Annotated in this window: 27 protein-coding genes and 2 pseudogenes; 12 read left to right on the top strand and 17 right to left on the bottom strand. The window is 69.8% G+C overall.

The features are described 5' to 3' along the window. Positions 1-98: 98 nt before the first annotated feature. Positions 99-1,760 carry an alkaline phosphatase D family protein gene (locus tag ACFYO0_RS22095; RefSeq protein ID WP_388678467.1) on the top strand — a complete coding sequence of 554 codons (1,662 nt, stop codon included), beginning with the start codon at positions 99-101 and terminating at the stop codon, positions 1,758-1,760. Here the strand turns inward: ACFYO0_RS22095 and ACFYO0_RS22090 are convergent. After that, positions 1,747-2,772, bottom strand: coding sequence for a Gfo/Idh/MocA family protein (locus tag ACFYO0_RS22090; RefSeq protein WP_388678465.1), 1,026 nt, complete (start codon positions 2,770-2,772; stop codon positions 1,747-1,749). The two genes, ACFYO0_RS22095 and ACFYO0_RS22090, sit on opposite strands and share 14 nt — an antisense overlap. An 89-nt stretch (positions 2,773-2,861) precedes the next feature. On the opposite strand from ACFYO0_RS22090, the gene ACFYO0_RS22085 reads away from it, so the two are divergent. Both ACFYO0_RS22085 and ACFYO0_RS22080 read left to right on the top strand, forming a co-directional pair. Continuing rightward, positions 2,862-4,280 carry a Bcr/CflA family multidrug efflux MFS transporter gene (locus tag ACFYO0_RS22085; RefSeq protein WP_388678462.1) on the top strand — a complete coding sequence of 473 codons (1,419 nt, stop codon included), beginning with the start codon at positions 2,862-2,864 and terminating at the stop codon, positions 4,278-4,280. Then, positions 4,232-5,413, top strand: coding sequence for a serine hydrolase domain-containing protein (locus ACFYO0_RS22080; RefSeq protein WP_388678460.1), 1,182 nt, complete (start codon positions 4,232-4,234; stop codon positions 5,411-5,413). The genes ACFYO0_RS22085 and ACFYO0_RS22080 overlap by 49 nt, the downstream gene beginning before the upstream one ends. Before the next feature lie 28 nt (positions 5,414-5,441). Here ACFYO0_RS22080 and ACFYO0_RS22075 read toward each other — a convergent pair whose 3' ends face one another. Next, positions 5,442-5,741, bottom strand: coding sequence for a zinc-ribbon domain-containing protein (locus tag ACFYO0_RS22075; protein ID WP_388678458.1), 300 nt, complete (start codon positions 5,739-5,741; stop codon positions 5,442-5,444). 61 nt (positions 5,742-5,802) lie between these two features. Here ACFYO0_RS22075 and ACFYO0_RS22070 point away from each other — a divergent pair, with 61 nt between their 5' ends. Further along, entirely contained in the window at positions 5,803-6,792 is a 990-nt protein-coding gene (locus tag ACFYO0_RS22070; protein ID WP_388678456.1) for a small ribosomal subunit Rsm22 family protein, read from the top strand. 37 nt (positions 6,793-6,829) lie between these two features. Here the strand turns inward: ACFYO0_RS22070 and ACFYO0_RS22065 are convergent, their stop codons facing one another. Continuing rightward, positions 6,830-7,027 (bottom strand): DUF6243 family protein, encoded by a 198-nt coding sequence (locus ACFYO0_RS22065; protein ID WP_388678453.1) that lies wholly within the window; start codon positions 7,025-7,027, stop codon positions 6,830-6,832. Positions 7,028-7,143: 116 nt separating this feature from the next. Here ACFYO0_RS22065 and ACFYO0_RS22060 point away from each other — a divergent pair, with 116 nt between their 5' ends. Together ACFYO0_RS22060 and ACFYO0_RS22055 are read left to right on the top strand one after the other, a co-directional pair. Beyond that, positions 7,144-7,806, top strand: coding sequence for a TetR/AcrR family transcriptional regulator (locus tag ACFYO0_RS22060; RefSeq protein ID WP_388678451.1), 663 nt, complete (start codon positions 7,144-7,146; stop codon positions 7,804-7,806). Between the two features lie 213 nt (positions 7,807-8,019). After that, the gene (locus ACFYO0_RS22055; RefSeq protein ID WP_388678448.1) at positions 8,020-8,751 is read left to right on the top strand and encodes a bifunctional DNA primase/polymerase; all 732 of its coding nucleotides are present in this window, start codon (positions 8,020-8,022) and stop codon (positions 8,749-8,751) included. A 123-nt stretch (positions 8,752-8,874) separates the two neighbouring features. On the opposite strand, the gene ACFYO0_RS22050 is transcribed toward ACFYO0_RS22055, so the two are convergent. The 5 genes and pseudogenes from ACFYO0_RS22050 to ACFYO0_RS22030 form a co-directional block, all read right to left on the bottom strand. After that, complete coding sequence (locus tag ACFYO0_RS22050; RefSeq protein WP_388678445.1) at positions 8,875-9,879, bottom strand: hypothetical protein; 1,005 nt, start codon at positions 9,877-9,879, stop codon at positions 8,875-8,877. Positions 9,880-9,980: 101 nt separating this feature from the next. Further along, a pseudogene (gene efeU / locus ACFYO0_RS22045) lies at positions 9,981-10,721 on the bottom strand (iron uptake transporter permease EfeU); the annotation flags it as partial. A gap of 211 nt (positions 10,722-10,932) precedes the next feature. Beyond that, on the bottom strand, positions 10,933-11,775 hold the full coding sequence (locus tag ACFYO0_RS22040; protein ID WP_388678443.1) for a heme ABC transporter ATP-binding protein: 843 nt from the start codon (positions 11,773-11,775) through the stop codon (positions 10,933-10,935). Next, the gene (locus ACFYO0_RS22035; protein ID WP_388678440.1) at positions 11,772-12,887 is read right to left on the bottom strand and encodes a FecCD family ABC transporter permease; all 1,116 of its coding nucleotides are present in this window, start codon (positions 12,885-12,887) and stop codon (positions 11,772-11,774) included. Before ACFYO0_RS22035 ends, ACFYO0_RS22040 begins: the two co-directional genes overlap by 4 nt. Beyond that, positions 12,884-13,636 (bottom strand): annotated as a pseudogene (locus ACFYO0_RS22030) (hemin ABC transporter substrate-binding protein); the annotation flags it as partial. The pseudogene ACFYO0_RS22030 and the gene ACFYO0_RS22035, both read right to left, overlap by 4 nt. On the opposite strand from ACFYO0_RS22030, the gene ACFYO0_RS22025 reads away from it, so the two are divergent. Beyond that, entirely contained in the window at positions 13,545-15,014 is a 1,470-nt protein-coding gene (locus ACFYO0_RS22025) for an HtaA domain-containing protein (RefSeq protein ID WP_388678438.1), read from the top strand. The pseudogene ACFYO0_RS22030 and the gene ACFYO0_RS22025 sit on opposite strands and share 92 nt — an antisense overlap. Before the next feature lie 37 nt (positions 15,015-15,051). After that, the gene (locus ACFYO0_RS22020) at positions 15,052-15,696 is read left to right on the top strand and encodes a PhzF family phenazine biosynthesis protein (RefSeq protein WP_388678435.1); all 645 of its coding nucleotides are present in this window, start codon (positions 15,052-15,054) and stop codon (positions 15,694-15,696) included. 120 nt (positions 15,697-15,816) lie between these two features. Here the strand turns inward: ACFYO0_RS22020 and ACFYO0_RS22015 are convergent, their stop codons facing one another. Together ACFYO0_RS22015 and map are read right to left on the bottom strand one after the other, a co-directional pair. Next, positions 15,817-16,476 (bottom strand): heme oxygenase (biliverdin-producing), encoded by a 660-nt coding sequence (locus ACFYO0_RS22015; RefSeq protein WP_388678432.1) that lies wholly within the window; start codon positions 16,474-16,476, stop codon positions 15,817-15,819. Between the two features lie 202 nt (positions 16,477-16,678). Next, entirely contained in the window at positions 16,679-17,536 is an 858-nt protein-coding gene (gene map / locus ACFYO0_RS22010) for a type I methionyl aminopeptidase (protein WP_388678430.1), read from the bottom strand. A 61-nt stretch (positions 17,537-17,597) separates the two neighbouring features. On the opposite strand from map, the gene ACFYO0_RS22005 reads away from it, so the two are divergent. Further along, positions 17,598-17,828, top strand: coding sequence for a hypothetical protein (locus tag ACFYO0_RS22005; RefSeq protein WP_388678428.1), 231 nt, complete (start codon positions 17,598-17,600; stop codon positions 17,826-17,828). Positions 17,829-17,918: 90 nt separating this feature from the next. Here the strand turns inward: ACFYO0_RS22005 and ACFYO0_RS22000 are convergent, their stop codons facing one another. From ACFYO0_RS22000 to ACFYO0_RS21970, 7 genes are all read right to left on the bottom strand, one after another. Continuing rightward, complete coding sequence (locus ACFYO0_RS22000) at positions 17,919-18,137, bottom strand: hypothetical protein (protein ID WP_388678425.1); 219 nt, start codon at positions 18,135-18,137, stop codon at positions 17,919-17,921. Between the two features lie 213 nt (positions 18,138-18,350). Continuing rightward, positions 18,351-18,662: a PRC-barrel domain-containing protein gene (locus tag ACFYO0_RS21995; RefSeq protein WP_388678422.1), complete on the bottom strand. Its 312-nt coding sequence runs from the start codon at positions 18,660-18,662 to the stop codon at positions 18,351-18,353. Next, the gene (locus ACFYO0_RS21990) at positions 18,649-19,035 is read right to left on the bottom strand and encodes a hypothetical protein (protein WP_388678419.1); all 387 of its coding nucleotides are present in this window, start codon (positions 19,033-19,035) and stop codon (positions 18,649-18,651) included. The genes ACFYO0_RS21995 and ACFYO0_RS21990 overlap by 14 nt, the downstream gene beginning before the upstream one ends. Beyond that, positions 19,032-20,261, bottom strand: coding sequence for an NRAMP family divalent metal transporter (locus ACFYO0_RS21985; protein ID WP_388678417.1), 1,230 nt, complete (start codon positions 20,259-20,261; stop codon positions 19,032-19,034). Before ACFYO0_RS21985 ends, ACFYO0_RS21990 begins: the two co-directional genes overlap by 4 nt. Further along, positions 20,258-20,845 carry a hypothetical protein gene (locus ACFYO0_RS21980; protein WP_388678415.1) on the bottom strand — a complete coding sequence of 196 codons (588 nt, stop codon included), beginning with the start codon at positions 20,843-20,845 and terminating at the stop codon, positions 20,258-20,260. Before ACFYO0_RS21980 ends, ACFYO0_RS21985 begins: the two co-directional genes overlap by 4 nt. Positions 20,846-21,590: 745 nt before the next feature. Then, entirely contained in the window at positions 21,591-22,736 is a 1,146-nt protein-coding gene (locus ACFYO0_RS21975) for a site-2 protease family protein (protein WP_388678412.1), read from the bottom strand. 165 nt (positions 22,737-22,901) lie between these two features. Then, complete coding sequence (locus tag ACFYO0_RS21970) at positions 22,902-23,243, bottom strand: hypothetical protein (protein WP_388678410.1); 342 nt, start codon at positions 23,241-23,243, stop codon at positions 22,902-22,904. A gap of 211 nt (positions 23,244-23,454) precedes the next feature. Here ACFYO0_RS21970 and ACFYO0_RS21965 point away from each other — a divergent pair, with 211 nt between their 5' ends. The 3 genes from ACFYO0_RS21965 (at position 23,455) to ACFYO0_RS21955 (ending at position 25,275) form a co-directional block, all read left to right on the top strand. Then, positions 23,455-24,006, top strand: coding sequence for an aspartyl protease family protein (locus tag ACFYO0_RS21965; RefSeq protein ID WP_388678408.1), 552 nt, complete (start codon positions 23,455-23,457; stop codon positions 24,004-24,006). 255 nt (positions 24,007-24,261) lie between these two features. Beyond that, the gene (locus ACFYO0_RS21960; RefSeq protein ID WP_388678405.1) at positions 24,262-24,831 is read left to right on the top strand and encodes a PRC-barrel domain-containing protein; all 570 of its coding nucleotides are present in this window, start codon (positions 24,262-24,264) and stop codon (positions 24,829-24,831) included. Between the two features lie 3 nt (positions 24,832-24,834). Then, the gene (locus ACFYO0_RS21955; protein ID WP_388678402.1) at positions 24,835-25,275 is read left to right on the top strand and encodes a PRC-barrel domain-containing protein; all 441 of its coding nucleotides are present in this window, start codon (positions 24,835-24,837) and stop codon (positions 25,273-25,275) included. Positions 25,276-25,620 lie beyond the last annotated feature (345 nt).

The following is a 25,620-nucleotide window of genomic DNA, read 5'->3' as shown; positions in this document are numbered from 1 at the left end:
ACTCATCCTCCCGACACCCGTCTGTTGTGTACACGACGGGTTGCCGTCGACCCTGGCCACTCCAATGCGTCGTACAACAACCGTCAGGGGAGGGCCAGATGACACCCGCAGCCCGTCAACTACCGCCGCAGGAAAGCGTTTCGCGGCACGCCCCCGAGCTTCGCGCCGCAGCCCGTCACCTCGGCCGGCGTCGCTTTCTCACCGTCACCGGCGCCGCCGCCGCGCTCGCTTTCGCCACCAACCTGCCGACCGCGGGCGTGGCCGGCGCCGCCGAGCTCGACGCGGCGAAGATCACCGACGATCCCTTCACCCTCGGCGTCGGCTCCGGCGACCCGCAGCCGGGCTCCGTACTGCTGTGGACCCGCCTCGCGCCGGCCCCGTTCGAAGCCGACTCCGGACTGCCCCGGCAGCGCGTCCCCGTCCAGTGGGAGCTGGCGCACGACGCGAAGTTCCGGCGGATCGCCAGACGCGGAACCATCGCCGCGCACCCCGAGTTCCACCACGCCGTGCATGTCGAGGTGGCCGGCCTCGAACCCGGCCGCACCTTCTACTACCGCTTCCGTACGGGCCGTTGGGTCAGCGAGACAGGCCGTACGCGCACCGCGCCCGCGACCGGCGCCCGTGCCGCCGAGCTGACGCTGGCCGCCGTCTCCTGCCAGGCGTACCACGACGGCTACTGGACCGCGTACCAGCACCTGGCCGAGGACGACGTCGACATCGTTTTCCACGTCGGCGACTACCTCTACGAGTACGCCGTCAACTCCGTCGGCGGCGCCCGCAATTACACGGACCGCACGCTGCCCGACGTCTTCAACCGCGAGACGGTCACGCTGGAGGACTACCGGCTGCGGTACTCCCTCTACAAGTCCGACCCGGATCTGCGGGCCGCGCACGCCGCGCACCCCTTCGTGGTCACCTGGGACGACCACGAGACCGAGAACAACTACGCGGACGACATCCCCGAGAACGACGTACCGCCGGAGGAGTTCCTGCTGCGCCGCGCCGCCGCCTACCGCGCGTACTGGGAGAACCAGCCGCTGCGCCGTCCGCAGCAGCCGCAGGGCCCCGACATGCGGCTCTATCGACGGCTGAGCTGGGGCCGGCTCGCGCAGTTCGACATCCTGGACACCCGGCAGTACCGCACCAACCAGGCCAACGGTGACGGCTGGAAGACGCCGACACCCGAGTCCGAGGCCGAGTCGCAGACCCTGCCCGGCCTGGAGCAGGAGCGCTGGCTGACCGACGGCTGGCAGCAGTCGAACGCGCTGTGGTACGTCCTCCCGCAGCAGGTCGTCTTCGCCCGCCGCAACCACGCGACCCCCGGCAACACCACCCGCAGCATGGACTCCTGGGACGGCTACCCGGCCTCCCGCGAGCGTCTCCTCAAGGGTGCCGAGGCGGCCGGCGTGGAGAACCTGATGGTGCTCACCGGTGACGTCCATGTGTCGTACGGCTTCGACATCAAGCGCGACTTCGACAACCAGAACTCCCGCACGATGGGTACGGAGATCGTCACCACGTCGATCAGCAGCGGGCAGAACGGGGCCGCGCAGCCGCCGAACTGGGCGGGCTATCTGGCCGCCAACCCGCACATGAAGCACTACAACGGGCAGCGCGGTTATGTGACCGTCGCGCTTGGCCAGGATGCCGCGAACGTGGACTTCAAGACGGTGAACGCCGTGACTACGCCGGGGGCGCCGATCACTACCGCGGCGTCGTTCGTCACCGAGGTGGGGGAGCAGGGGCTCAAGCCGGTGTGAGGTCCTGCTGACCGAGTTCTCCGGGATAGCGGACGCCGATGCGGTCCCGTACCGCGTCGAGCGTCCGCATCACCGCCAGGGTGCCGCCCAGCGGGACCAAGGGAGACTCGGTCTCGCCCGCGCGCAGGCAGCGCATGACCTCGATGGCCTCGTGTTTGAGGCTGGCCCGTGTTGCGTCGGCCGAGGTGAACTCCTCCGGATCGCGGCCGTCGCGGTGCAGTACGAAACGGTCGGCGTGGAAGAAGCCGTACGGGAGGTCGATACGGCCCTGCGATCCGGTGACCGAGGCGGAGACGGACGTGCCGCCGACGAGAGAGCAGTGCAACGAAGCCAGAGCGCCGCTCTCCCAGGAGAGCAGCATTCCCGTCTGGAGATCGACCCTCTCGTCGGAGAGCACCCCTCTCGCCGTGACCTCCGAGGGCTCCCCGAGCAGCAGGTGCGCGAACGACACCGGATACACGCCCAGATCGAGCAGCGCGCCACCACCCTGCGCCGGGTCGCGCAGCCGGTGAGTGGGCGGGAAGGGGCCGGACAGGCCGAAGTCGGCCTGTACCGTGCGGACTTCACCGATGGCGCCGTCATCGACGACTTCCTTGAGGCGCCGGATCAGCGGGTTGCAGTACATCCACATGGCCTCCATCAGGAAGCTGCCATGCTCCTTCGCGAGGGCGACCAGCTCCTCGGCCTCACGCGCGTTGAGCGTGAACGCCTTCTCGCACAGCACATTGCGCCCCGCCTCCAGACACAGCCCGGCCGCGGCCCGGTGCGCGGAGTGCGGCGTGGCGACGTACACCACATCCACGTCCTCGTCCGCCGCGAGGGCGCTCCAGTCGCCGTACGCCCTGGGTATCCCGAACCGGTCTGCGAACGCCTTCGCCGACTCCTCGGTCCGCGAGGCCACCGCCACGACTTCCGCGTCCGGCAGATCCACCAGGTCCGCCGTGAACGCCGCCGCGATCCCTCCGGTCGCCAGCACACCCCAGCGCACCCGTTCTGCCGCCACTTCCGCCATCCTCGAACCCTCGCTCCATGGATCTGTGATTCGCCACCTTGTCCGAGCTGAGAGCATAGGTCCAGCGTTCAACCGGCAGGGAGGGGCACATGCCCGAGCAGGGCGGTACGAGACGGGACGAGGACGGGCAGAGCAGCCAGGGGGGCGGAAAGGGCCACATGCCGGGCGCGGCGATCGCTTCAGTCACGGAAGCGACCGCTGCGGACGCGACGCCCCTACCCGCATCGGGGGACGCGACGCCCGTACCCCCATCGGGCGTGCAGCGCGGCGTGCCGTCGCCGGGCGCCCGCCGCTCCGTAGGCTTGCTCGTCACGCTCATCCTCGGTGGACTCACCGCCGTACCGCCGCTGTCCATCGACATGTACCTCCCGGCCCTCCCGGAGGTCACCGCCTCGCTGCACGCGCCCGCGGCCACCGTGCAGCTGACGCTCACCGCGTGCCTCGCGGGGATGGCGCTCGGGCAGCTGGTCGTCGGGCCGATGAGCGACAAGTGGGGGCGCAGACGGCCGTTGATCGCGGGACTGCTGGTCTACATCGTCGCCACCGCCGTCTGCGCGTTCGCACCCACCGTCGAACTGCTCGTCGCCTTCCGGCTGCTCCAGGGGCTCGCGGGCGCGGCCGGAATCGTGATCGCGCGAGCCGTCGTACGTGATCTGTACGACGGCGTGGACATGGCCCGGTTCTTCTCCACGCTCATGCTGATCTCCGGAGTCGCGCCGATCGTCGCGCCGCTCATCGGCGGGCAGGTACTGCGGATCACCGACTGGCGGGGCGTCTTCTACGTCCTGACGGCCGTCGGCGTCGTCCTGACCGTCGTCGTCTGGCGTCTGCTGCCCGAGACGCTCGCGCCGGAACAACGGCACGGCGGCGGCGTGCTGGAGGCCCTGCGCACCATGCGCGGACTGCTCGCGGACCGCGTCTTCGCCGGCTACCTGCTCGCCGGCGGCTTCGCCTTCGCCGCACTCTTCGCGTACGTCTCGGCCTCGCCGTTCGTGATCCAGGAGATCTACGGCGCCTCACCGCAGACGTACAGCATTCTCTTCGGCGTCAATTCCGTCGGACTCGTACTCGTCGGCCAGATCAACGGCAAGGTCCTCGTCGGCCGGGTCAGCCTCGACAAGGTGCTCACGATCGGACTCGCGATCGTCACCGCCGCGTCCCTCGCGCTGCTGCTGATGGCGGCGGGAGTCTTCGGCGAAGTGGGTCTCGTACCGATCGCCGTCGGCCTGTTCGTCCTGATGTCCGCGATGAGCCTGTGCCTGCCCAACACCAACGCGCTCGCCCTGATGCGCACCCCGCACTCCGCGGGCTCCGCCTCCGCCCTGCTCGGCACCTCCTCCTTCCTCGTCGGTGCGATCGCCACACCCCTCGTGGGCATCGCCGGCGAACACACCGCCGTCCCGATGGCCGTCGTCCAACTGGCCTGTGCACTGGTGGCAGTGGGCTGCTTCATGGGACTGTGCCGTCCCTGGCAGCGACGCGCGGACCTGAAGGGAGCAGGCAGCTGAGCGCACCGAGACTGCGCCCCGGCACACCGGAACGTGCCGGGCTCGATCCCGATGAACTGGCTCAACTCGTACGGGAGGTCCGCGAACTCACCAGCGGGGACCCGCCCTGGGCCGCCGGCGCCGTGGTGATCGCCGGACGAGGCCCCGTGATCGCCGTCGAGGAGGCGGCGGGCTGGGCGGTGCGCTACTCCGCCTACGACGAGGACACCGGCCGCGGCCTCGAACTGCCGCGCAGCGCCTGGGTGCCGGCGAGTGTGCACACGCCCTTCGACCTCGCGTCCCTCACGAAACTCTTCACGAGCGTCGCCGCCGTCCAGCAACTCGAACGTGGCACGCTCGGCATCGACGCGCCCGTGGCGGCGTACCTCCCGGACTTCACGGCCGCGGCCGAACACGGCATCACCGTAAGGCAGTTGCTCACCCACACCTCCGGGCTGCGTCCCGAACTCCCGCTGTACGACTGCCGAAGCGACGCGGCACGGCTCGCGCTGCTGAGGGCGGAGGCGCCGGTGTCGGAGCCGGGCGGGCCGTACGCGTACTCCGACCTCAACATGCTCCTCCTCCAGCAGGTCCTGGAACGGATCACCGGGCTCCCGCTCGACGTGCTCGTACGGGAGGGGATCACCCGGCCGCTCGGGATGACAGCGACCGGTTTCGGGCCGTGCCCGGGTGCGGCGGCCACCGAGGACCAGCGAAGACCCTGGGCCAAGGCGGACCGCGGCATGCTGCGCGGCGTGGTCCACGACGAGAACGCCTGGGCCGTCGGCGGCGTCGCGGGCCACGCCGGCCTCTTCTCGACGGCCCGCGACCTGGCGGTCTTCTGCCGCACGCTGCTCGCGGGCGGCTCGTACGGCACGGCCCGCGTCCTCGGCCCCGACTACGTCGGGCTGCTGTTCACGCCGCCGGGCCTGGGCTTCGCGCTCGACCAGCCTTGGTTCATGGGGGAGTTGGCGGGACGGGGGGCGGCGGGGCATACGGGCTTCACTGGTACGTCACTGGTACTGGACCCGGCGACGGACACGTTCCTGGTGCTGCTGACGAACGCGGTGCATCCGCGCCGACGACCCGTCCCGGACAACGGCCCGCGAGCCGCGGTGGGGACGCGGCTGGCGGAGGCGGTTCGGGGGATGTGAGCGGCGCTCTTTGCGGTGAGCGGTGCTCTCATGACTGGTACGGCTGCTGCTGTTGAGGCCGCCCCTGTCCGTATGCCTGGCCGCCGGGGCCGTTCGTGCCCTGTGCCTGCAGTTGCTCCGCCTGCTCCTTGGTGATGCGCTGCTCCGCGCCGCAGAAGGTGCACTGCGTCATGTACTTCGTCGAGAACGGGAACAGCGGCACGAAGAACAGCGTGAACTTCGTGACGCGCTTCTTGAGGGTGTGCGCCGCGGGGTTGCCGCAGCTGCCGCACATGAACGTCAGGATCGCGAGTTGGTAGAGGTATCCCTTGGTGCCAAAGATGATCATGTGTCGGTCCTTCCCGGACTGCTCTCGGTCGTCGTGGTGCCCTCAACCCTAGAATCACCATGTGAACGTCTCACTGTCCCCTGACGACTCCCTGCGCACCGCCCTGGCCGGGCTGGTCGACGGATTGCCGCCGAAGGTGGCCGCGCAGGCGGTCGAGCGGCTGATCACGAACTATCGAGGACGGACGCCGACGGATGCGCCGGTGTTGCGGGACCGCTCGGATGTTGTCGCGTATGCGGCGTACCGGATGCCGGCGACGTACGAGGCGGTGTGCTCGGCGCTTGAGGCCTTCGCGGCGGCGGTGCCCGGGTGGGTGCCCGGCGGTCATGTGGACATCGGGGGCGGGACCGGGGCGGCGACCTGGGCCGTCAGCGCCACCTGGGAGGGGGAGCGGGCGGTCACCGTGCTCGACTGGGCCGAGCCCGCGCTGGCGCTCGGGCGCGAAATCGCCACCGCCAACCCGGAGTTGAAGGCCGCCGAGTGGCAGCGCTCTCGTATTGGAGCGGCGCTCACGATCGAGAGCACTGATCTCGTGACCATCTCGTACGTCCTCGGCGAGCTGACCGAGGGCGACCGTGCCGCCGTCGTCGACGCCGCCGCGGCCTCCGGGCAGGCCGTCGTGGTCGTCGAGCCCGGCACCCCCGACGGCTACGCCCGGGTCATCGAAGCCCGCGACCGCCTGATCCACGCCGGCTTCCACATCGCGGCGCCCTGCCCGCACAGCGCGACCTGTCCCATCGTCCCCGGCGAGGACTGGTGCCACTTCTCGGTCCGGGTCAGCCGCTCCTCGCTGCACCGGCAGGTCAAGGGCGGCTCCCTGTCATACGAGGACGAGAAGTTCAGCTACGTCGCCGCTGCTCGCTTTCCGGTGACGCCGGCCTCCGCCCGCGTGGTCCGGCGGCCGCAGATCCGCAAGGGGCAGGTGCTCCTCGACCTGTGCGAGACCGAGGAGCACCTGCGGCGTGAAACGGTGACGAAGCGCCACGGTGCGCTCTACCGGGCGGCCCGTGACGCGGACTGGGGCGACGCGTGGCCCCCTGCGGGCGCATAGCTCCTGCCTCGCGGCGGCACGTGTTCACGCAGTCGGGTCAGTTCGCTTGCTGCTCGGAGGCATCGCGTGCCGCGCGTTCTTCCTGGAGCTTGCGCAGCAGCTCCCGTTTCTGGGCCTGCGGGTCGAGTCGTGCGCCGGTTCGGGCGCCACGGTCGCCGCCGCGCAGTGCCTTGCGGCCCAGCTTGTTGCGGGTTCCGCCTACTCCGAGCATGTTTCCGGATCCGGATCGGGTCATCTTGGGCTCCTTGGTCACGGTGCGGAAGATTGGCCGAGACGGTACGAGCCGTCTCGCGAAAGCTCACCCACTCTCAGGCGAGACGAACCGTCTTGTCAACCTGATAAATTGCGCCCATGGTCCAGAAATCCACCGAGCAGCACCAGAGCCGGCCCCCGGCCCCGTCCCCGACGAAGCCCGCCCCCAACTCCACCCGTCGTAGCGAGAAGTCCCGTCGCGCGATCTACGAGGCCGCCCTCGAACTCGTCGTCGAGCTCGGCTACCCCAAGACCACGATCGAGGGCATCGCCGCCCGCGCGGGGGTCGGCAAGCAGACGATCTACCGGTGGTGGTCGTCGAAGGCGGACGTACTGCTGGAGGCGTTCCTCGACCTCTTCGCGCAGGCGTCGCGGGAGGCGGGTGCGGAGCCGTACGTCATCCCGGACACCGGTGACCTCGCCGCGGACATCAAGGCCGTCCTGCGGGCCACCGTCGACCAGCTGAAGGACCCCCGGTATGCGGCGCCGTCGCGGGCCTTGGCCGCCGAGGGGCTGGTCGACGAAGCACTCGGCCGAAGGTGCGCGGCCACGCTCATGGAACCGTCACTCCAGCTCTACGTCGACCGGCTGCACGCCGCGCAGGAGGCCGGTGAGGTGCGCCCCGACATCGACCCGCGCATCGCCCTGGAGTTCTTCATCTCCCCGCTGGCCCAGCGCTGGCTCCAGTACACCGGCCCGATCTCCTACGAGTACGTCGACACCCTCGTCGACTACGCCCTCCACGGCCTCGCCCCGCGCTGACCCGCAATTGTGACCAGGGCGACACCTGGGGTACTTGGAACCGGCACTCAAATCCCCTCAAAATGCGCGATAGCGCCTGATCCCTGTGTCGCGTACGCATCGCCCCACCCACCCCAGGACGGGCGCTTCGGCACCCCGTGCCGCCGGATCGTGGGACCATGAGGCATGCTGTCCGCAACACGCTGTCCGCACAACAGCGAGGCGAGGGGATAGATGAGCGCAGAGTTCGGCCGCCGTTCAGGCGGGCAGGGCAGGATCTCCCAGTGGCTGCGCGGCCGCCGACGTCCCTTGATGGCAGAAGCCGCCGACGACACCAGCCGTGAGGAACTGCTCCTCGCCGCCGCCGGAGCCGGGCTGCCGCTCGCGCCCGCCGCCTACCCCTCCGGCTACCGGTGCTCCTGCGACCGCGTCGGCTGTCCCACTCCCGCCCGGCATCCCGTTTCGTTCGCCTGGCAGACCCAGTCCACGACCGACAGCGCGCAGATCGAGCGGTGGGCCCGGCACCAGCCGCAGGCCAACTTCATCACCGCGACGGGCATGGTCCACGACGTACTCGACGTGCCCCTCGAAGCCGGCCGCGAGGCCCTGGAGCGGCTGCTCGCCTCCGGCATCGACGTCGGGCCCGTCGCCGAGTCCGGCGGTGACCGGATGCTCTTCTTCACGGCGACTCGCGGTACGCCAGAGGAAGAGGACGAGTGGTGGCCCTGCGAGCTGGACTGTCATCCCGAGACGATGGATGAGCATCCCGGGCTGAGGTGGCACTGTCGTGGGTCGTACGTGTTGGTGCCGCCCGCGCAGCTTCCCGGTGACCTGGCGGTCACCTGGCTTCGCGGCCCCGAGCATCCGCTTCCGGACCCGCTGACCCTGCTCGAGATCCTGACGGACGAGTGCGCCCGGTACGCGGGGGCCCAGCCAGAGCACTTGGCTTGGCCCATGCGGAGCTGACGCCAAGCGCTCCGCAGGGCTGCGATGCGTCTGCGGGTCCGTTGCGGCTGGTCGCACACGCCTGAGCCGCAAAATGTCAAAGCCCCGCGCCCCTGACTGCACCCCCCGTTCCCAAGCGAGGCCTTACTCCCCCTTCGCCCCCGTAAGCCCCTGAATCCTCGCCAAGAACTCCACCTTCTGGTCCGCCGCACCCGGCCCCGGATCCAGTACCGCCTGGTTCGACACCGACTCCAGCGTGATCGACTGCTTGGCCTCGCCCGTCATCAGGGCCTTCACGTTCGCGTCGGAGACGTTCAGTGGCACGCCTTGGGCCGCCGTCTGCTTCTCGTAGTGGCGGGTGGTGAAGAAGACCAGGGCGCTGCCGTCCGTGGTGCGCAGGCCCAGGGGGGCGTAGTCGCCGGAGGTCAGCGGCTCGTCCAGGTACTGGCGGACCAGGCCCGGTTTCTCCGCGTTCTTCTGGCGGGCGTCCCGCCATGCGGAGGTGTGCGTGCCCGGAGCGAAGGCGGCGCCGCCTTCTTGCAGGTATGTCGCGTACGTCTCGGCCAGATCCTGCGGCGGTACGGCCAGGTCCCCGGCGTTCGCGGTGACCGGCTCGGCCCAGCCGTCCTTGTCCTTCTTGAACTCCGGTACCTCGTCGGCGGCGAGGATCGTCAGATACGACACCTCCCACACCTCTTCCGCGCCACCCCGTGTGAAGACCAGCAGCCAGCGGGTGTTGTCGGAGCCCTTGTTGGCCTGCGAGTCGGCGACGAACCAGCGCGGCCAGCCGGCCTTCTTCGGGATGGTGAACTCGGTGTCGGTCAGCTTCAGCGGCGCATAGTCGGGATTGCCGCCAGGCTGGTTCTTCGCGCCCGCCCTGAGCTTGGCGCCGTCGATGTCGGCGAGCGGGCCGGTGACCCGGTCGGCGTCCAAGGCCTGGTCGTTGGCCGCGTTGGCCTCGTTGTAGGCGGCCGTGAAGTCCTTGAGGGCACGTGCGGCCTCGGTTTTCGTGGCCCCGGGGAGGATCTCCCGCTCCCCGTGCACCACCATGCACCCGCTCGCCGTCACCGACAGCACGGTGACCGCTGCCGCCGACGTGCTCAGTCGGCCCCACCTGCGAAGTGTCTGCGGCGTCTGCGGTGTCTTCATTGGATCGTCTTCACCTTCCCCTTCCCGGAGGCGAACCCTATCGGGGCAGGGAAACGCGCCGCACCGTGGGATCACGTACGAGGGTGACCACCGGCCTCCGCTCAGGCCTCCTCGACCTTTTCGCGAACCGGGGCGGGCGTCTTCTCCGTCCCGCCGCCGAGCCGCATCGGCCACAGGAAGAGGGCGAGCGTCGGTACCAAGTACAGTGCCCACACGGTGACTTGGAGTACGGTCGGGTCCGGCTGGAAGTTGAAGATGCCCTTCAGAAGCGTGCCGTACCAGCTGTCCGGCGGGATGGCGGTGCTGATGTCGAAGGCCTTGTTCGTCAGGCCGGGCAGGAAGTCGGCCTCCTGCAGATCGTGGAAGCCGTACGCGAGAACGCCCGCGGCCACGATCACCAGCATGCCGCCGGTCCAGGTGAAGAACTTGGAGAGGTTGATCCGCAGGGCCCCGCGGTAGAAGAGGTAGCCGAGTACGACCGCGGTCACAATGCCCAACAGGGCGCCGATCAGGGGCTCTTGGCTGCCGTCGCCCGAGGCGCGCACGGACGTCCAGACGAACAGGGACGTCTCCAGGCCCTCGCGCCCCACGGCCAGGAAGGCCGTCGCGACCAGCGCACCCGTGCCCAACTGCAGCGCCGCATCCAGCTTCCCGTGCGACTCGGCCTTCAGATGGCGGGCCGTACGCCGCATCCAGAAGACCATCCATGTCACCAGGCCCACCGCGAGGACCGACAGCGAACCGCCGAGCGCCTCCTGCGCCTTGAACGTCAGCTCCTGGGAGCCGAATTCGAGCGCGAAGCCGAAGCCGAGGGAGATGCCGACGGCGACGCCGATGCCCACTCACACGAACTTGCTCAGCCGGTCCCTGCGGGTGCCGTCCACCCGGCGGCGCGAGGAACCCCGCCCCCATCCACCCGGACCGCGCACAACATGCGTATCACCGGTGGTGGAGCGAACGCGGGTAACCAGCCTGCCCAACACCGTTCGGGGCAGCGCCACTGAGCAGCAGGGCCTGGCCTCGCCGGGCGAGCGTGTTCCTCTTCCGTGACGGTCAAGATCGCCGGACCGGGGCCACCAGAACCTCCCCGCTGCGCGGATGCGGAAAGACCTCGACGGCCTGCCGGTAGACGTCCGACAGCAGCCGGTCCGTGAAGATACCGGCGGGCGGCCCGTCGGCCACGGCGCGTCCCGCGGACAGGATCACAACCCGGTGCGCGTACGCCGCCGCCAGCCCCAGATCGTGCAGGACGACGACCACCGCGTCCCCGGCGAGGGCCCGTTCACGGCAGATCCGCAGCACCAGTTCCTGGTGGCGCAGGTCCAGGGCGGCGGTCGGCTCGTCGAGGAGCAGGAGGGAGGTGCGCTGGGCGAGCACCCGGGCGAGTGCGACCCTGGCTCGTTCGCCGCCGCTGAGAGCCGAGAAGGGGCGGTTCGCGAAGTCCTCCGTCTCGGTCGCCGCCATGGCCGCGGCCACCGCCCGGTCGTCCTCGTCCTCCAGCGCCGTACCGGCCCAGGGCGCCCGGCCCATCCGTACCACCTCCTCGACCACGAAGGGAAAGGAGAGCGTCGCGGACTGCGGCAGAACGGCCCGGCGCAGGGCGAGTTCATGCGCCGACCATGCGGACGCAGGGCGCCCGTGGAGTCGTACGACTCCCTCGGCGGCCGGGAGATCTGCGGCGAGCGCACTCAACAGCGTCGACTTACCCGCCCCGTTGGGACCGACCAGGGCCAGCACTTCGCCCGCGCGAGCCGTGACGTCCACGCCGGACAGCACCTCGCGGGCGCCGAGCCGTACGTGCAGGGCCTCGGCCTCGGCGAGTACGTCGCCGGGGTGCACGGCGGCGGGAGGCGTGGGCCTCGCGCCGGGCAACCGGAGCCACTTCATGCCGTTCATGCCCAACCCCCTTGCCTACGGCGGGTCCTGCGCAGCAGCCAGAAGAAGAACGGGCTGCCGAACAGCGCGGTCAGCACCCCGAGCGGCAGCTCGGCGGGCTCGGCGACGGTGCGGGCCGCGAGGTCACCCGCCAGCAGCACCACCGCACCGCCCAGCGCGCTGCCGGGAATGAGGAAACGGTGGCCGGGACCGGCCGCCATCCGCAGCAGATGCGGGATGACCAGGCCCACGAAGCCGATGATTCCGGAGACCGACACCGCCGCGGCCGTCAGCAGCGCGATGACCAGGACGAGGACGATCCGCAGCCGTTCGACGTCCACGCCCAGATGCCGGGCCGGGCGTTCACCGAGGGACAGGAGGTCCAACTTGCGTGCGTACAGCGGCGCGACGGCCAGTCCGACGGCCGCGCACGGCAGTACCGCGAGCACCTTCGGCCAGGTGGCCTGGGCGAGCGAACCGAGCTGCCAGAACGTGATCTGTTGCACCGCCGCCGTGTCCGCGAAGAAGATGAACAGGCCGATCAGCGCGCCCGTGAAGGCGTTCACGGCGATACCCGTGAGGATCAGCGTCACCACTTCCGTACGGCCGCCCGAGCGCGACATCGCGTACACCAGCAGGACCGTGCCGAGGCCCGTCACGAAGGCGAAGGCCGGGATGGTCCAGTTGCCGAGGAAGTTCAGGCCGAGCGAGATCGCGGCGACCGCGCCGACCGCCGCACCCGAGGAGACGCCGATGACGCCCGGTTCTGCGAGGGGGTTGCCGAACACGCCCTGCATCAACGCGCCCGCGCAGCCCAGCGACGCGCCGATGAGCAGAGCGAGGACGATGCGAGGGAAGCGGACGTTCCAGAGGACGGACTCGGGGACGCGGGAGAGTTCGCCGCCGCCGAGGCCCGCGCGGTGGGCGATGGAGGTGAGTACGTCGCCGGGGGAGATGTCGTACGCGCCGAGCCCCGCGGAGGTGAGGGTGAGCAGGGCGAGGAGGGCGGTCATGGCGGCGGTGAGCAGCCAGGGGGTGCCGCGACGGGGTCTTGTGCGGGGATCGGGAGCCGGCGGTACCTCCTGGACCGGAGCCTCGCTTTCGGGCGTCGCTCCCTTGTCCGTCACGGTCACTCGGCGTCCCCGTACAACTGACCGACCAGCGACTTCAGTACCTCGTCCGTACGCGGCCCGTAGTTGAGGAGTACGCCGTCCTCGATCGAGACGACCCGGCGCTCCATGCCGGCCGGGGTCTGCGCGATGCCGGGGATCTTCACGAGTCCGTCGATGCCGCCGACGGACTCGAGGCCCTTGGACATCACGAGGATCGCGTCGGGCGCGGCCTGTGCGAGGGCCTCCGTGGTGATCGCGGTGAAGTCCTTCTTCAGCCCCGACTCCGCCCCGGCGTCCACCGCTCCCGCCGCTTCGAGCAGCGAGGTGGCGCCCGATCCCTTGCCGCCGATCAGATAGACGGAGGCGGAGCCTCGCAGATAGAGGAATGCGACGCGCGGCTTGTCGCCGTCTTCCGGAACTCCCTTGCGTACGGCGGCGATTCGGTCCTCGGAGCGCTGCGTGAGCTCGTCCCCGGCGGCCGGTACGCCGAGGGCGCGGGCCACTGCCTCGATCCGCGGGCCCACGTCGTCGAGGCCCTTGGCCGGGGCGGCGACCAGGACGGGGATGCCCGCGTCGCGGATCTGGTCCATGGCCTCGGCGGGGCCGGTGGTCGACTCGGCGAGCACCAGGTCGGGCTTGAGGGAGAGGACGCTCTCGGCGGAGACATCGTGATTGCGGGTGACCACCGGCAGCTTCTTCGCCTGCTCGAAGGTGGCGGTGATGTCGCGGGCGACAACGCTCTTGCCGAGGCCGAGCGTGAAGACGATCTCGAATTACGAGTTGACGTGGGGAATCAAGGAGTCGTACCGCAACTACGTGACCGGGATGGCGCTCGGCAGCTTCACGCCCGCGGACGGCGCGAAGCAGGCGGCGGGCAACGGGGCGTTCACCTTCGTGGAGGGCACCGGCACCTATGACTCCGAGGCCCACACGGTCGACCTGGGTTTCAAGGGCAGCCTGAAGATCGAGTCCAAGGCGCACGGTTTTGAACTCACGCTGTCCGACGTGAAGTTCGACAGCAAGGGCGCCGAGATCACCGCGGACGTGACCAAGGGCGGTGCGACGACGCAGGACGTACCGCTCGCCGACGTCACCGTCACACGCGACATGAAGGACATGGCGACCAAACTGACGAAGGAGGCGGCGGACGCCTTCGGCAGTGCGAGCTACCAGGGGGCGGCCGGAGACCCGCTGACGGTGGTGGACAAGGGCACGACGCCTCCCACTGAGGACCCGACAACGCCTCCTACGGACCCGACCACGCCGCCCACGACGCCTCCCTCGGACCCGCACACCCAGACACCCCCCACGGCCGGCAACCCGACGTCGCCTTCGACCACGCAGCCCGCGGACTCCCCGCCCTCCGCCGCCCCCACGAAGGGCGATATCGCCGACGGCACCCTCGGCTGGGGCGTGAAGCAGTCCTTCCGTACGTACGTCGTGGACGGCGTCGCCAAGGGCGAGATCACCGTCTCCGGCGGCGCGACACAGGCCTCCGGCAACGGGGCCTTCACCTTCGTCGACGGCTCCGGCACATACGACACCGAGGCCGACACCCTCTCCGCCGCGTTCAAGGGGTCCGTCAACTTCAAGGGGCATGAGGAGAACGGGACTTACGGACTCGACCTCACCCTCAGCGACCTCAAGGCGAAGATCGACGGCGACTCGGGCACGCTGACCGCCGACGTGAACAGCCTCGGCGACAAGTCCGACGACGTGGTCGTCGCCGACCTTCGGCCGAGGTCGGCGGACCTGGTCGCCGAGGACGACGTCATCACGCTGCCGGACGTCACCGCCAAGCTCACCGCGGCAGGAGCGGACGCCTTCGGCGGCTTCTACCAGGCCGGCGCCGAACTCGACCCGGTGGACCTCTCGGTGGCCCTTTCGGCTGACGCCGAGCTTCCCCCGAATGACGACCCGAGCGCTTCCGCCACCCCGACCTCCGACTCCGGTTCGGGCACGACCGGCGGCACGGGGGCGGGCTCCACCGGCTCCACCACGGGCGGCGGCGTAACGGGTGGCGGCCTGGCCGCCACCGGCTCCTCCGTCCCGGCCGGCGCCCTCGGCGCCGTAGCCGCCGTGACGGTGGCGGCGGGCGCGGGTGTGGTCTTCGCGGTACGCCGGCGGAGGGCCGGGGAGCAGGGCTGATCCCCAGCCGGCCGCGGGTTGGTGTTTGAATGCCCGCGTGACTGCTTACGACGTGCTGCGTGTGTTCTGCGGGCCAGGTGGAGGACACGGGAACCGCCTGGCGGTCGTGCGCGACGGCACCCTGATGCCGGAACGCGACGACCGCCAGGCCTTCGCGGCCAAACTCGGCTTCAGCGAGACGGTGTTCGTCGACGACCCCGAGCGCGGGATCATCGACATCTACACGCCCAGCGTGCGGCTGCCCTTCGCCGGCTACCCCTGCGTCGGCACGGCCTGGCTCCTGGACGTGCCCGAACTCGTCACACCGGCGGGTGTGGTGGGTACCCGCCTCGACGGCGAGTTCAGCTGGATCGAGGCGCGCCCGGAGTGGCCGGAGCCACGGACGCTACGTCGGTACGGGTCGGTCGCCGAGGTCGACGCGCTGGAGGTGCCTCCGCCCGGGGACTGGCTTTACGCCTGGGCCTGGCAGGACGAGGCGGCGGGACGTGTCCGTGCTCGTGCCTTCCCGGGGCGTGGCGACGGCATAGAGGAGGACGAGGCGACGGGCGCGGCGGCCCTCCAGCTCACAGCCCAACTGGGCCGCGCCCTGAACATCACCCAGGGCGCGGGCTCGCAGATCCTCACGGCACCACAGCCGGAGGGATGGGTAGAGGTGGGCGGCCGGGTGTTCCTGGAGCGCTGAGGGCTACCGGCCTTTTTGTGCGGACGCGTCCCCGAACCGGCGCCCCCTCAGGGGCGCGGGGACTGCGCGAGCAAGCACCCACAACCCCGCAGACAGCGAACCGCCCTCCAAGCGGAGCGCTTACGCGCTGACGCGGAACTCCTCACTCAACGCACGAAGAACCGCGATGTTCAATGTGAACGCCCGCTTGCACTCCCCGATGATCCGCTGCTTCTCCAGATCATCAGCGAGAACCCCGTCGAGAAGTTCGCGATAATCCCGCTTGAACGCGGCCGGGTTGCTGATGTCCTCGAACACATAGAACCGCACCCCGTCCCCCTTGCGCGCGAACCCCCACGTCGTCTCCGCCCTGCTCCGGAGGACCTGCCCACCGGAGAGGTCGCCGAGGTAGCGGGTGTAGTGATGCGCCACGTATCCACCCGGCCACGTACGCGCGCACTCCTTGATGCGGGCCGTGTACTCCTCCGTGGCGGGCAGTGCGGTGATGCTCTCGCGCCACCCCGCGCCCCGCAGATGTGCGAGGTCCCGCTCCAGGGCCCCCTGTCGCGTCAGCTCGGGCCGGATGAACGGTCCCGCCACGGGGTCGTCGGCCAGCTCGCGCCCGCTCTCCTCGATCGCCCGGTAGACGAACCACAGCTGCTCGGTGTATCGCGTGTACGCATCCACGCCGAGCCTGCCGCCCAGCAGGTCACTCATGAACGTCGAGTCGTGCGCCTCGCCGTGCAGCTCGTGCGACGCCGTGCGGATGAGCGTCGAGAACGGTGTACTCGACGAGTTCATGTGGACCTCCGGGGCCGAAGGGGAGACAAGGCCGGGCTCATCTTCTATGGTTAGGCTTACCTAAGTCAACGAGTTTCCCGACGTCCTGTCGGTAAAACCCTACCCCGAAACGCCACCACACCCACATGTCGGACCCGCATGAAAAAGCCGCCCGCTCCCGGGGGGAGGGAGCGGGCGGCTCCGATGCTGTGACGCGGCGTGGCTAGGGCAGCGTAAGGACCTCGGCCCCGCTGTCGGTGACGACCAGCGTGTGCTCGAACTGAGCCGTCCGCTTGCGGTCCTTCGTCACGACCGTCCACCCGTCGTCCCACATGTCGTACTCGTACGAGCCCAGCGTGAGCATCGGCTCGATGGTGAAGGTCATCCCGGGCTGCATGACAGTGGTCGCGTTCGGGTTGTCGTAGTGCGGAATGATCAGCCCGGAGTGGAACGACGAGTTGATCCCGTGCCCGGTGAAGTCCCGTACGACCCCGTAGCCGAACCGCTTCGCGTACGACTCGATGACCCGCCCGATGACGTTGATCTGCCGGCCGGGCTTGACGGCCTTGATGGCGCGGTTCAGGGACTCACGGGTCCGCTCGACGAGCAGCCGCGACTCCTCGTCCACCTCGCCCACGAGGTAGGTGGCGTTGTTGTCGCCGTGCACCCCGCCGATGTACGCCGTCACATCGAGGTTGATGATGTCGCCGTCCCGCAGCACCGTGGAGTCCGGAATGCCGTGGCAGATGACCTCGTTGACCGAGGTGCACAACGACTTGGGGAAACCGCGGTAACCGAGCGTGGACGGATAGGCTCCGTGGTCGCACATGTACTCGTGGGCGACCCGGTCCAGCTCGTCCGTGGTGACGCCGGGCGCGATCTTCCTCGCGGCCTCGGCCAGCGCTCGCGCGGCGATCCGCCCGGCGGTCCGCATGGCCTCGACCGTCTCGGGGGTCTGCACCTCCGGACCCTTGTACGGCGTGGGTGCGGGCTTGCCCACGTACTCCGGACGCCTGATGTTTCCCGGGACGGGACGGGTGGGAGAAAGCTCCCCTGGTACGAGCAGCGACTGGCCAGACATGCCAGCGAGTCTAACCAGCCGCCGCTGGGGGACGATGACCCTGGCGAAAGGAGCCCCAGCCATGGCCCTGTTCAAGAAGCGCACGGTCGGCAAACCGGGCGAGTGGTACTACTGCCTGGAGCACAAGAAGGTCGAAGAGGGCCCCGAATGCCCCGGCAAGGACCGCTTCGGCCCGTACACGAGCCGAGCCGAGGCTTCCCACGCGATGGAGCTCGCTCGCGAGCGCAATCTGGAATGGGAGACGGACCCCCGCTGGCAGGATGGCACTCCACGCGGCGGAGAGGACGACTGATCACCTGCGCAGCCAGTCGCCCGCTGCCCGCAGCCAGGTGCTGAGCAGGGCCTTGTCGCCCAGGACTTCGATGCCCTGGGCAGGGGGTGGTCAGCGTGGGCGGGCGGCCTTGCGGACGGCGATGACGGCGGCGACCACCAGGATGCTGGTCCCGGAGACGTCCGTGGCCGGCGAACGAGGTCGGCTCCGGTGATCGAGCAGGTTGGGCAGTGCGTGGCCGATCCGCCGTGAGCTCACATCAGCCGAGATGGCGCTGAGCACCCTTGCTGTCGTGATCAGCGGTGCGGCCGAGGCGAGGATCTCCGTCAAGGGGCCCACCACCGGGCGGGAGTGGGCCTGGCGCTGCCCTGACTCGTCGGCGGCCGTTTCAGGCCGTTCCTGGCGATTCCCGCCCCAGAGAGGAGTTCGCCTATCGGCGCGGGCCGCGATCGCGGGGGCCACGGCGCAGCACCAGCCAGGCCAGGACGGCAACCAGTGCGAGGTACTCCAGCCACGCGAACAGCACCGCCAGTCCTTCGGTGGTCATGAGGCGACCTGCCCTTGGTCGGGGCGTACCACCAGGCGCCGCTGCTGGACGGAGACGACCTGGCTCCACGGGATCTGACGGTCGCTGCGGCCAAGCCAGCGCACCAGGACGGCCAGGAGCCCGGGGCCTTCGACAGCGTGCTCGGCATAGCCGAGGCGGTACGCGAGGGCCGATGGGCCCACGATGACCGCATCGATCCGCCATGGTGCGCCCTGCCCGGCGCGGGCGAGACGCACATCGTGGACCCGGCCGAGTCGGCGGCCGTCGGTGTCGAGCGCTTCCGCGCCGAGCAGGTCAGTCGCTTTCACGCATACCTCCCGGAAGCCGTGAGATCAGACGGTGGCGTAGCCACCGCTCCGGGGCCGTCAGCGAGGGGAACGCCTCGGCCGGGGAGGCCAGCCGCACCACGGTGCCGACGTCGTCGATCGCGGCGACCGGCACTGCGATCGGGCCCTGGCGGCCGGAGAGCCGCTCGGCGAGATCCGCCCACCACCGTGCCGCCCTGCCACCGAGACGGTCTGCGAAGGCTCGCTGCCCGATGAGCACTGCCGCCAGGACGGGCGGGCCCCCTTCGTCTCCCTCGGCGAATAGCAGATCGTCGATCTTTCCCAGGGCAGTCCCCCTGCTGTCGACGACCTGGCGGTCGAGGAGCTGAAGGCCGGCATCCAGGAACTCGGTCACAGTCCCGCCTTGGTCGCGATCAGCAGGGGCAGTGCGGCCACCGCTCCGGCCAGCACGATGACCAGATAGACCACCCCGACTGCGTTGGCCAGGCGCCCGTTGACCCGGTTGCCCATGTAGCGGCGGTCGTTGGCGATCACGAGGATCGGCAGGTAGGTCACCGGCAGGACGGCGGCCCCGAGGTAGACGGCGTAGATGGTGATCGTGACCGGGTTGATCGTGGTCAGGGCGACCGCCGCCGCGGCGAGCAGGGTGACCATCAGCAGTGTGTGGAAGCGGCTGGTGTCGGCCGGGCGGGGCGTCTTGCCCCAGGTCCAGCCGAAGTGGTGGGCGATGGTGTAGCTGGAGGAGAGCAGGGTTTCAATGGTGGAGCCGAAGACCGCGGCGACGATACCGAGGATGGCCAGCGCGAACCCCACCTTGCCCAGCGCCAGTACGACGGGCAGGACGGTCTGGCTGAGGTGCTCGACCTGGATGCCGGCCGGCATCAGCACCTGGTAGGCGACGACCTGGATGCCGATGGCGAGGATGCCTCCGATCGGGTAGCCGATCCAGCAGTTCATCCTCACCTCGAACAGATTCCGCGCCCTCCAGCGGTGCTCGATGGCTGCCGAAGAGAAGAAGAACACCTCGTACGGGGTCATCTGCGCGCCCAGCATTACCAGCGCGTAGAAGAAGTACGTGGGCAGTCCCTCACCGAACGGCAGACTCGGGTGCGTCACGTCGTGCGCCATCTGCTCCCATTCCGGGCCCAGATGCCAGACAGCAACGACGAACACGAACAGCGCCATCCCAGCGAGCCCGTATGCGCGCTCCATCATCTCGAACGGCACCCGCCAGATCACCAGCCACGCCAGGAACGCCACCGGCGGCACCCACAGCAGATAGTGCACATCCGTGAGCAGCTCGATCGCCAGCGCGATGCCGCACAGCTCCGCGACAAGAGCAATTGCGTTGACGAGATAGGAAACCGCCACGGCCGCCAGGCCCGTCCGGGCGCCCATCCGCTCGCGGATCAGGTCGAAGACGGTCCTGCCCGTGACCACGGCGACCCGGCCGGCCATCTCCGAGTACAGGGCCACGCCGACCACCGCGACGACGGTGACCCACACCAGAGCCAGCCCGAACCGGGCTCCGATCAGCGCGTCGGTGACCAGATCACCGATGTCGATGAACCCACCGATCGCGGTGAAGACACCAAGTGCCAGGCTGAGGATCTTCTTCACGTGGGCCTCAGCTCTTCGAGCCGCTTCAGCCGAGCAGCAAGCCGCGGCAAAGGTTCAGCAAGCCGGGCCAGCTCGCCGTATCGCCCCTCCCGGGCGGCGATCCGCAGGTCGGCCAGCGCGGTTCGGCAGTCGGTCAACAGGGATGTCACTTTGCTTCGCAGCGCCGTGCTGCCCGCAGTAGGGGGCTGGACGGCGCCGATGTGCGTGGCGACGGAGTCCAAGGCCGTTTCCGCGTCCGACAAGGCCCTGGCCGTATACGGGCGGGGAGCCTTGCCCTCCTCGGCCGCTTGGACGACGAGGCGTGCCGTCTGCACCGCCGACCGTGCTGCCTCTGCTGTATTGGCGACCTTCTCCTGATAGTCGGTCTCCGACCACGAAGGCCCCACACACGCGCTCAGGGCCATGAACAGCGTCAGAACAAGGCCGGTCGGACACACAGCGCGCCGGGCGGGCAGTCGGCTGGTCGTCACCTTCATGTCCCGGGAGCGCATACGTGCCAGACCGTAGCCGCAGCCGCCGCTCTTCGGGATTCGCCTCGCCGACGCCACGAGAAGCCACTTCTTCGGCTCCTGCTGCCAGCTCATTCGGCTGTTGGGCGTGGCACCCGCCCGGTCAGTGGAGCAGTCGAAAGGCACGGCCTCGACGTCTGGTGCTCACGCAGGCGTGTCCGGCTGACATGCCATGGTCACTGGTGCGGCCCGCGGCTTGGGGGCATTCATCACCCCCTGCCTGGCCAGGGACGGGAGCGAGCGTGTGTCTCACCGACGCATGCCGCGAAGACGGCGCGAAGGTATGTGTCGCCCTGACCGTGGAGGACCACGGCGGGCGGATTCTGACGCCGGTGGCCGTGGCCCGTCTCGTACGACGTGGGGGATCCGCCTCCGACTGCTCGTCATGGCGGCGGGCGCCTGGCTCATCGCAGCCCCATTCGTCCTCAGCTACGGCGACACCTCCAAGGCCGACGCCGCAACGGAAGGGCAGCCTCGGCATCGCCGGTGGCGAAGAGGGGCGTGCCGGCGCCGAGAGACGGGCACCCGGTGGACGCGCGAGGCGGATCCGTGAGCAGACCAACGGCGCGTCGCGCCCGGCAGGCAGGTACCGGTGATCCCTTGGCCGGCCAGTCGCCTGCGAAGGGCCCCACGCCGCGAGCAGGCCAGAGGAGTACCCGTCCGCGGGGATCGCCCGGGCCACCCTGCCGACGGCTGGGCGACTCCCACTGGATGTCAGGTCCCGGCCAGAATCGTGGTCATGTCATGGCCAGCACTGTGGGTCCCGGGCCGGAATCGTGGTCCCTGGCCGGAATCATGCCGACCGGTTGGCCTGCGGCCGTCACAAGGTCCGCTTCCGCCAGACGGATGAGGAGCTCAGCCAGGACGTGACCCGACTGATGTCGGAAGAAGTGACGATGCCTGCCACTCGGCTTCCTTCCAGTACGAGGGCGCGGTGGGCGGGATTGGCCTCCAACTCGGGAACCAGCCGGGTGAGCGGGTCGTCGGGGCGGGGAGTCGGCAGGTCGTCGACCGGCACCATCACGTGGGTGACAGGGGTGGAGGAGCGTTCCGTCTCCGCGACCGCGTCGGCGCCCTTGAGGGTGACCAGGCCGACCGCGGTGTTGTAGCCGTCCACGACAGGGAAGGCCGAGTGGCGGTAGCGGAAACGGGGGTCGGCAAGGAACTCGCTGATCGTGGTGGCGGCCGGGACGGTCACGGGGGCCGGTGTCATCGCATCGCTCACCGGGATTCCGCCCAGCAGTTCACGCAGTCTCGCCTGACCGCCCTCCGCCGTGGCCACCGCGATGATGAACCAGCCGACGACCACGAGCCAGATGCCGCTGAACACGGCTCCGACCAGGACGAGGTACAGGCCGCCGACCACCAGCGCCCACCCCAGGAACCGTCCCGCAGCAGTGGCTGCCGCCGTGGCGCGCAGCGGACTTCCGGTCTTCCACCACACCGCCGCTCGCAACAGCCGACCGCCGTCCAGTGGCGCGGCGGGCAGGGAGTTGAAGACGGCCAACAGGATGTTGATCCCCGCAAGCCAGGCCAGCGCCTCCACCGCAAGCCCGGCCTCGGAAAATGCGGCCAGCACTCCGGCCGCCAGAGCGAACAGCCCTCCGAGCAGCAGGCTGACCAGAGGCCCTACGCCGGCTATGCGCAGTTCCGCTCCGGGGGTGGCTGCCTCGCTCCTGAGCCGTGCGAGTCCGCCGAGCAACCACAGGGTGATGTCCTCGACGGATACTCCGTTGCGACGGGCCACCAGTGCGTGGCTGATCTCATGGGCCAGCAGCGACAGCAGGAACAGCACCGCGGTCACCCCGGACGCAAGCCAGTACTGCCAAGGCGGGCGGTCCGGATGAGCTTCCCGGAAGCTGCCGCCTGCCAGCCCCACCAGGATCAGGACGAAGATGACCAGGACGCTCCAGTGCACGCCCACCCGGATACCGGCCACACGGCCCAGTGAGAACGTGGCCCGCATGGGAGCCACCTCCCGGTTCGTGCTCGATGGTCGTGGTGCGGACGGCGGCAACGCCGATTGGCTCGTCGCGAGAGCCGTGCGTCCTGCCCCGCCGCCCGGTCGGTCCATCGCCGGGCTCCTGCGAACAGCCGAGCCTCTGACGGCAACTCCGCACCGACGGGTACGTCAGTGCCCGAAGATATGCCGACCGCGACGGCGATGCCTCGACCGGGACGGCTGCGGGTGCGGCCCCTCTCGCTCTTCTGTCGCCCGGGTGACCGGTGCGGATGCAGGGACCCCGTGCATGCGACGACGCCGCTTCAGTCCGGCCGTGAGCACGGCCAGTCCGAGGCAGAAGATCAGCGTCAGTGCCACGCCGGAAAGGAAAATTCCTGGCGCGGTCAGCGTCGCGATCTGATTGCCGAAGATCTCCACCGCGTAGTCGGGGCCGCCCGAGAAGTTCTCCACGACGGCGACGGCCGCGAACGCGCCCGTGGCCAGCACGAGCAAGAGCGCCAGCATGAGCATCGCTCTCACCTCCTCCTCCGGCCTTGGTGACCGATTACCCCAAGTCAGGTGCCTGACACGGGCTCCCGGCATCGGTCGCCGATCGGATGATCCACGCCGTCGAGCACGCGTCGCGGGCTCCCGAGCGTACGGAGGCCCCTGCCTTCCGAGCACATGGTGGAGCCGCCGCCGACGCGCGTTTGTGCGGCTCTTGGGCGGGCACCCCGGCCGCATGAGCACGCGGGACGACAGAGCGTCCGGCGCGAGGCATCGGCGCAGGCCCCGCCGACTCTTCGCGGTGCTCGTGGCCGTACCTCTGCTGGCGGGCTGTGTCGCGGTCGAACGCGACGACCCGAGTGCGGCGCGGACTTCTCCGGGCGGGGCGCGCGAGGTACCGCTCAGGGTCGTGGAGCAGGGCGGCCGGACGCTGGCGTTCGTCCCCGTGAGCATCGAAGGACGGGGTCCTTTCTCGTTCGCCCTGGACACCGGAGCCTCCACGAGCGTCGTCGACGAGAATGTCGCGGAGCGGGTCGGCCTGGAACGCACCGGCGAGCGACGTTCGGTGAGTGGGGTCCTCGGTACGGGGGAGGTTCCCGTTGCCAGGGTGGACCAGTGGGAAGTCGGCGACGTACGCCTCGACCCAGGCGAGGTCACCGTCATCGACCTGGGGCCTCCCAGGGGAGGAGGAGGCATTCAGGGCCTGCTCGGTTCGGATGTGCTCAGCGACTTCGGGTCGATCACCGTCGACTACGACGACGGCGTCCTCACCATCCCCGCCCCGTGACGACGCCGTACCGCCGCACCGCTGTCCCTGACCGGTCGACACCTGAACAGGTCCGGAGAGATCCTGAAGGAGGAGACGCACGGTCGCTGTGCGGGCAAAGGGGAGCGCCGAAATGGAATGGTGGATCTGGCTCATCATCGCGCTCGCGATCCTTGCGGCTGTCGCCGGGTGCGTCGTGGCGCTTCAGGCGCGGCGCCGGTCCGGTGGCGTGATAGCGCAGGGCCGCCGGCCTCCTGGCGGAGGAGGCCGGACGCCATGACTGTCTACATGCGAGCCGGCGAGATCATCAGGAAACCTGTGGTGACCCTGTCGGGTGAGGACGTCGGGCAGGTCAAGGACCTCGTCTTCGACGCCTCGACAGGCGGCATCCGATGCTTCACCCTGGCCGGCCGCGGCCTCCTGTCGGGTCCACTCCACCGCGCCCTTCTGTGGCGGAACGTCCACGCCCTGGGGCCGCACGCGGTCATGGTGCGCGACGAGAACGCACTGGAGGAGGACGACTCCGCCGCCGGGCCGGGAGTGGAGGAGAGCGCCGGGGTCAACGTGCTCGGTGTCGCGGTCACGACCCGCGGCGGCGCGCAGCTGGGTACCGTCACCGATGCCGTCGTCGCGACCGGCAGGGCACCGGTGGTGGCGGGCTACGAGGTGGAAACCGCCGAGCGCCGACGGGTCCTGCTGCCGGTCGCCGGCCCGGTCACCGTCTCCGGTGAGCGTGTACTCGTCCCCGATGCCACCGCGGAGCACAGTGCGGGTGACCTGGGAGGGTTCGGAACCGCCGTGAAAAGCCTGCGCGACCGCCTCCGGCACGACCCGCAGGAGGGATGACCGATGCTGTTCAGCAAGGCTCAGGGCGAGACCGTCATGGACCTCACGACGGCCGAGACGGTCGGAACGGTCGCCGCGTGTACCGTCGCTCCCTCGCCGGCGCGTATCGCCGGTCTGCGCCTGAAGACCCGGGGTCGCGGACACCACACCCTTCCCTGGGAAGACGTCCAGACGTTCGGTCCGGACGCGGTCGCCGTCGATGGAGCTGACCGGATCCGCGACGAGAAGGACATGGATCCCAGCGATCCCGCCAGTGCCGTGCACGACCCTCTCGGGAAGGCCGTACTGACCGAGACGGGGCTTGAGAAGGGCACCGTGATCGACGTCGAGTTCGACGAGCAGTCAGGACGCATCGGCCACCTGCTGACCGCCGAGGAGCAGATCCCTGGCGACGAGCTCCTGGGCGTCGGCAGCTACGCGGTCGTCGTCTCCGCCCCACGGTGACATCCCGCAGGGGCACCTCATGAGTTCCGCGCACGATGCGCGCGCGTTCGCCCTCACCAAGCTCACCAAGCTCACCAAGCTCATCAAGCGATGTCTGGCCGATGGCGATCCGGCCCTGGCACGACGTGTCGACACGATCAATACCGTGATGATGCGAGGGGCCCCTGCACATTGCCCACGCCATCGTGCTGTCCGGCCCCTTCGGCTGGGAGAGGGAGAACGAGGCCCGGCGGGGCTCCCTGGTGCAGCGAGGGGCGGCGGTCGTGGACCGTTCGAGGCGTGGCCCGGGCGGCGTTCCCCGCCTTGACCGTCGCTGCACACGGCCCGCTGCCCCGTCGCCGTCGT

Origin of the sequence: Streptomyces sp. NPDC006365, assembly GCF_042870755.1 — a bacterium.
In the GTDB taxonomy this organism is placed as follows: Bacteria; Actinomycetota; Actinomycetes; order Streptomycetales; family Streptomycetaceae; genus Streptomyces; species Streptomyces xiangluensis.
Note: the sequence above shows the minus strand (reverse complement) of the source record. Positions and strands in the feature narration are given on the sequence as shown.

Bases quoted from the DNA above. Each gene is read 5' to 3' on its own strand.
- ACFYO0_RS22095 (WP_388678467.1), top strand. From the start codon at position 99: ATGACACCCGCAGCCCGTCAACTACCGCCGCAGGAAAGCGTTTCGCGG.
- ACFYO0_RS22055 (WP_388678448.1), top strand. From the start codon at position 8,020: ATGAGCGCAGAGTTCGGCCGCCGTTCAGGCGGGCAGGGCAGGATCTCC.
- ACFYO0_RS22040 (WP_388678443.1), bottom strand. From the start codon at position 11,775: ATGAACGGCATGAAGTGGCTCCGGTTGCCCGGCGCGAGGCCCACGCCT.
- ACFYO0_RS21975 (WP_388678412.1), bottom strand. From the start codon at position 22,736: ATGCGGGCCACGTTCTCACTGGGCCGTGTGGCCGGTATCCGGGTGGGC.
- ACFYO0_RS22005 (WP_388678428.1), top strand. From the start codon at position 17,598: ATGGCCCTGTTCAAGAAGCGCACGGTCGGCAAACCGGGCGAGTGGTAC.
- ACFYO0_RS21980 (WP_388678415.1), bottom strand. From the start codon at position 20,845: ATGAGCTGGCAGCAGGAGCCGAAGAAGTGGCTTCTCGTGGCGTCGGCG.
- map (WP_388678430.1), bottom strand. From the start codon at position 17,536: ATGTCTGGCCAGTCGCTGCTCGTACCAGGGGAGCTTTCTCCCACCCGT.
- ACFYO0_RS22050 (WP_388678445.1), bottom strand. From the start codon at position 9,879: ATGAAGACACCGCAGACGCCGCAGACACTTCGCAGGTGGGGCCGACTG.
- ACFYO0_RS21970 (WP_388678410.1), bottom strand. From the start codon at position 23,243: ATGCTCATGCTGGCGCTCTTGCTCGTGCTGGCCACGGGCGCGTTCGCG.
- ACFYO0_RS22085 (WP_388678462.1), top strand. From the start codon at position 2,862: ATGCCCGAGCAGGGCGGTACGAGACGGGACGAGGACGGGCAGAGCAGC.
- ACFYO0_RS22075 (WP_388678458.1), bottom strand. From the start codon at position 5,741: ATGATCATCTTTGGCACCAAGGGATACCTCTACCAACTCGCGATCCTG.
- ACFYO0_RS21955 (WP_388678402.1), top strand. From the start codon at position 24,835: ATGCTGTTCAGCAAGGCTCAGGGCGAGACCGTCATGGACCTCACGACG.
- ACFYO0_RS22060 (WP_388678451.1), top strand. From the start codon at position 7,144: ATGGTCCAGAAATCCACCGAGCAGCACCAGAGCCGGCCCCCGGCCCCG.
- ACFYO0_RS22090 (WP_388678465.1), bottom strand. From the start codon at position 2,772: ATGGCGGAAGTGGCGGCAGAACGGGTGCGCTGGGGTGTGCTGGCGACC.
- ACFYO0_RS22065 (WP_388678453.1), bottom strand. From the start codon at position 7,027: ATGACCCGATCCGGATCCGGAAACATGCTCGGAGTAGGCGGAACCCGC.
- ACFYO0_RS21960 (WP_388678405.1), top strand. From the start codon at position 24,262: ATGACTGTCTACATGCGAGCCGGCGAGATCATCAGGAAACCTGTGGTG.
- ACFYO0_RS21965 (WP_388678408.1), top strand. From the start codon at position 23,455: ATGAGCACGCGGGACGACAGAGCGTCCGGCGCGAGGCATCGGCGCAGG.
- ACFYO0_RS22015 (WP_388678432.1), bottom strand. From the start codon at position 16,476: ATGAACTCGTCGAGTACACCGTTCTCGACGCTCATCCGCACGGCGTCG.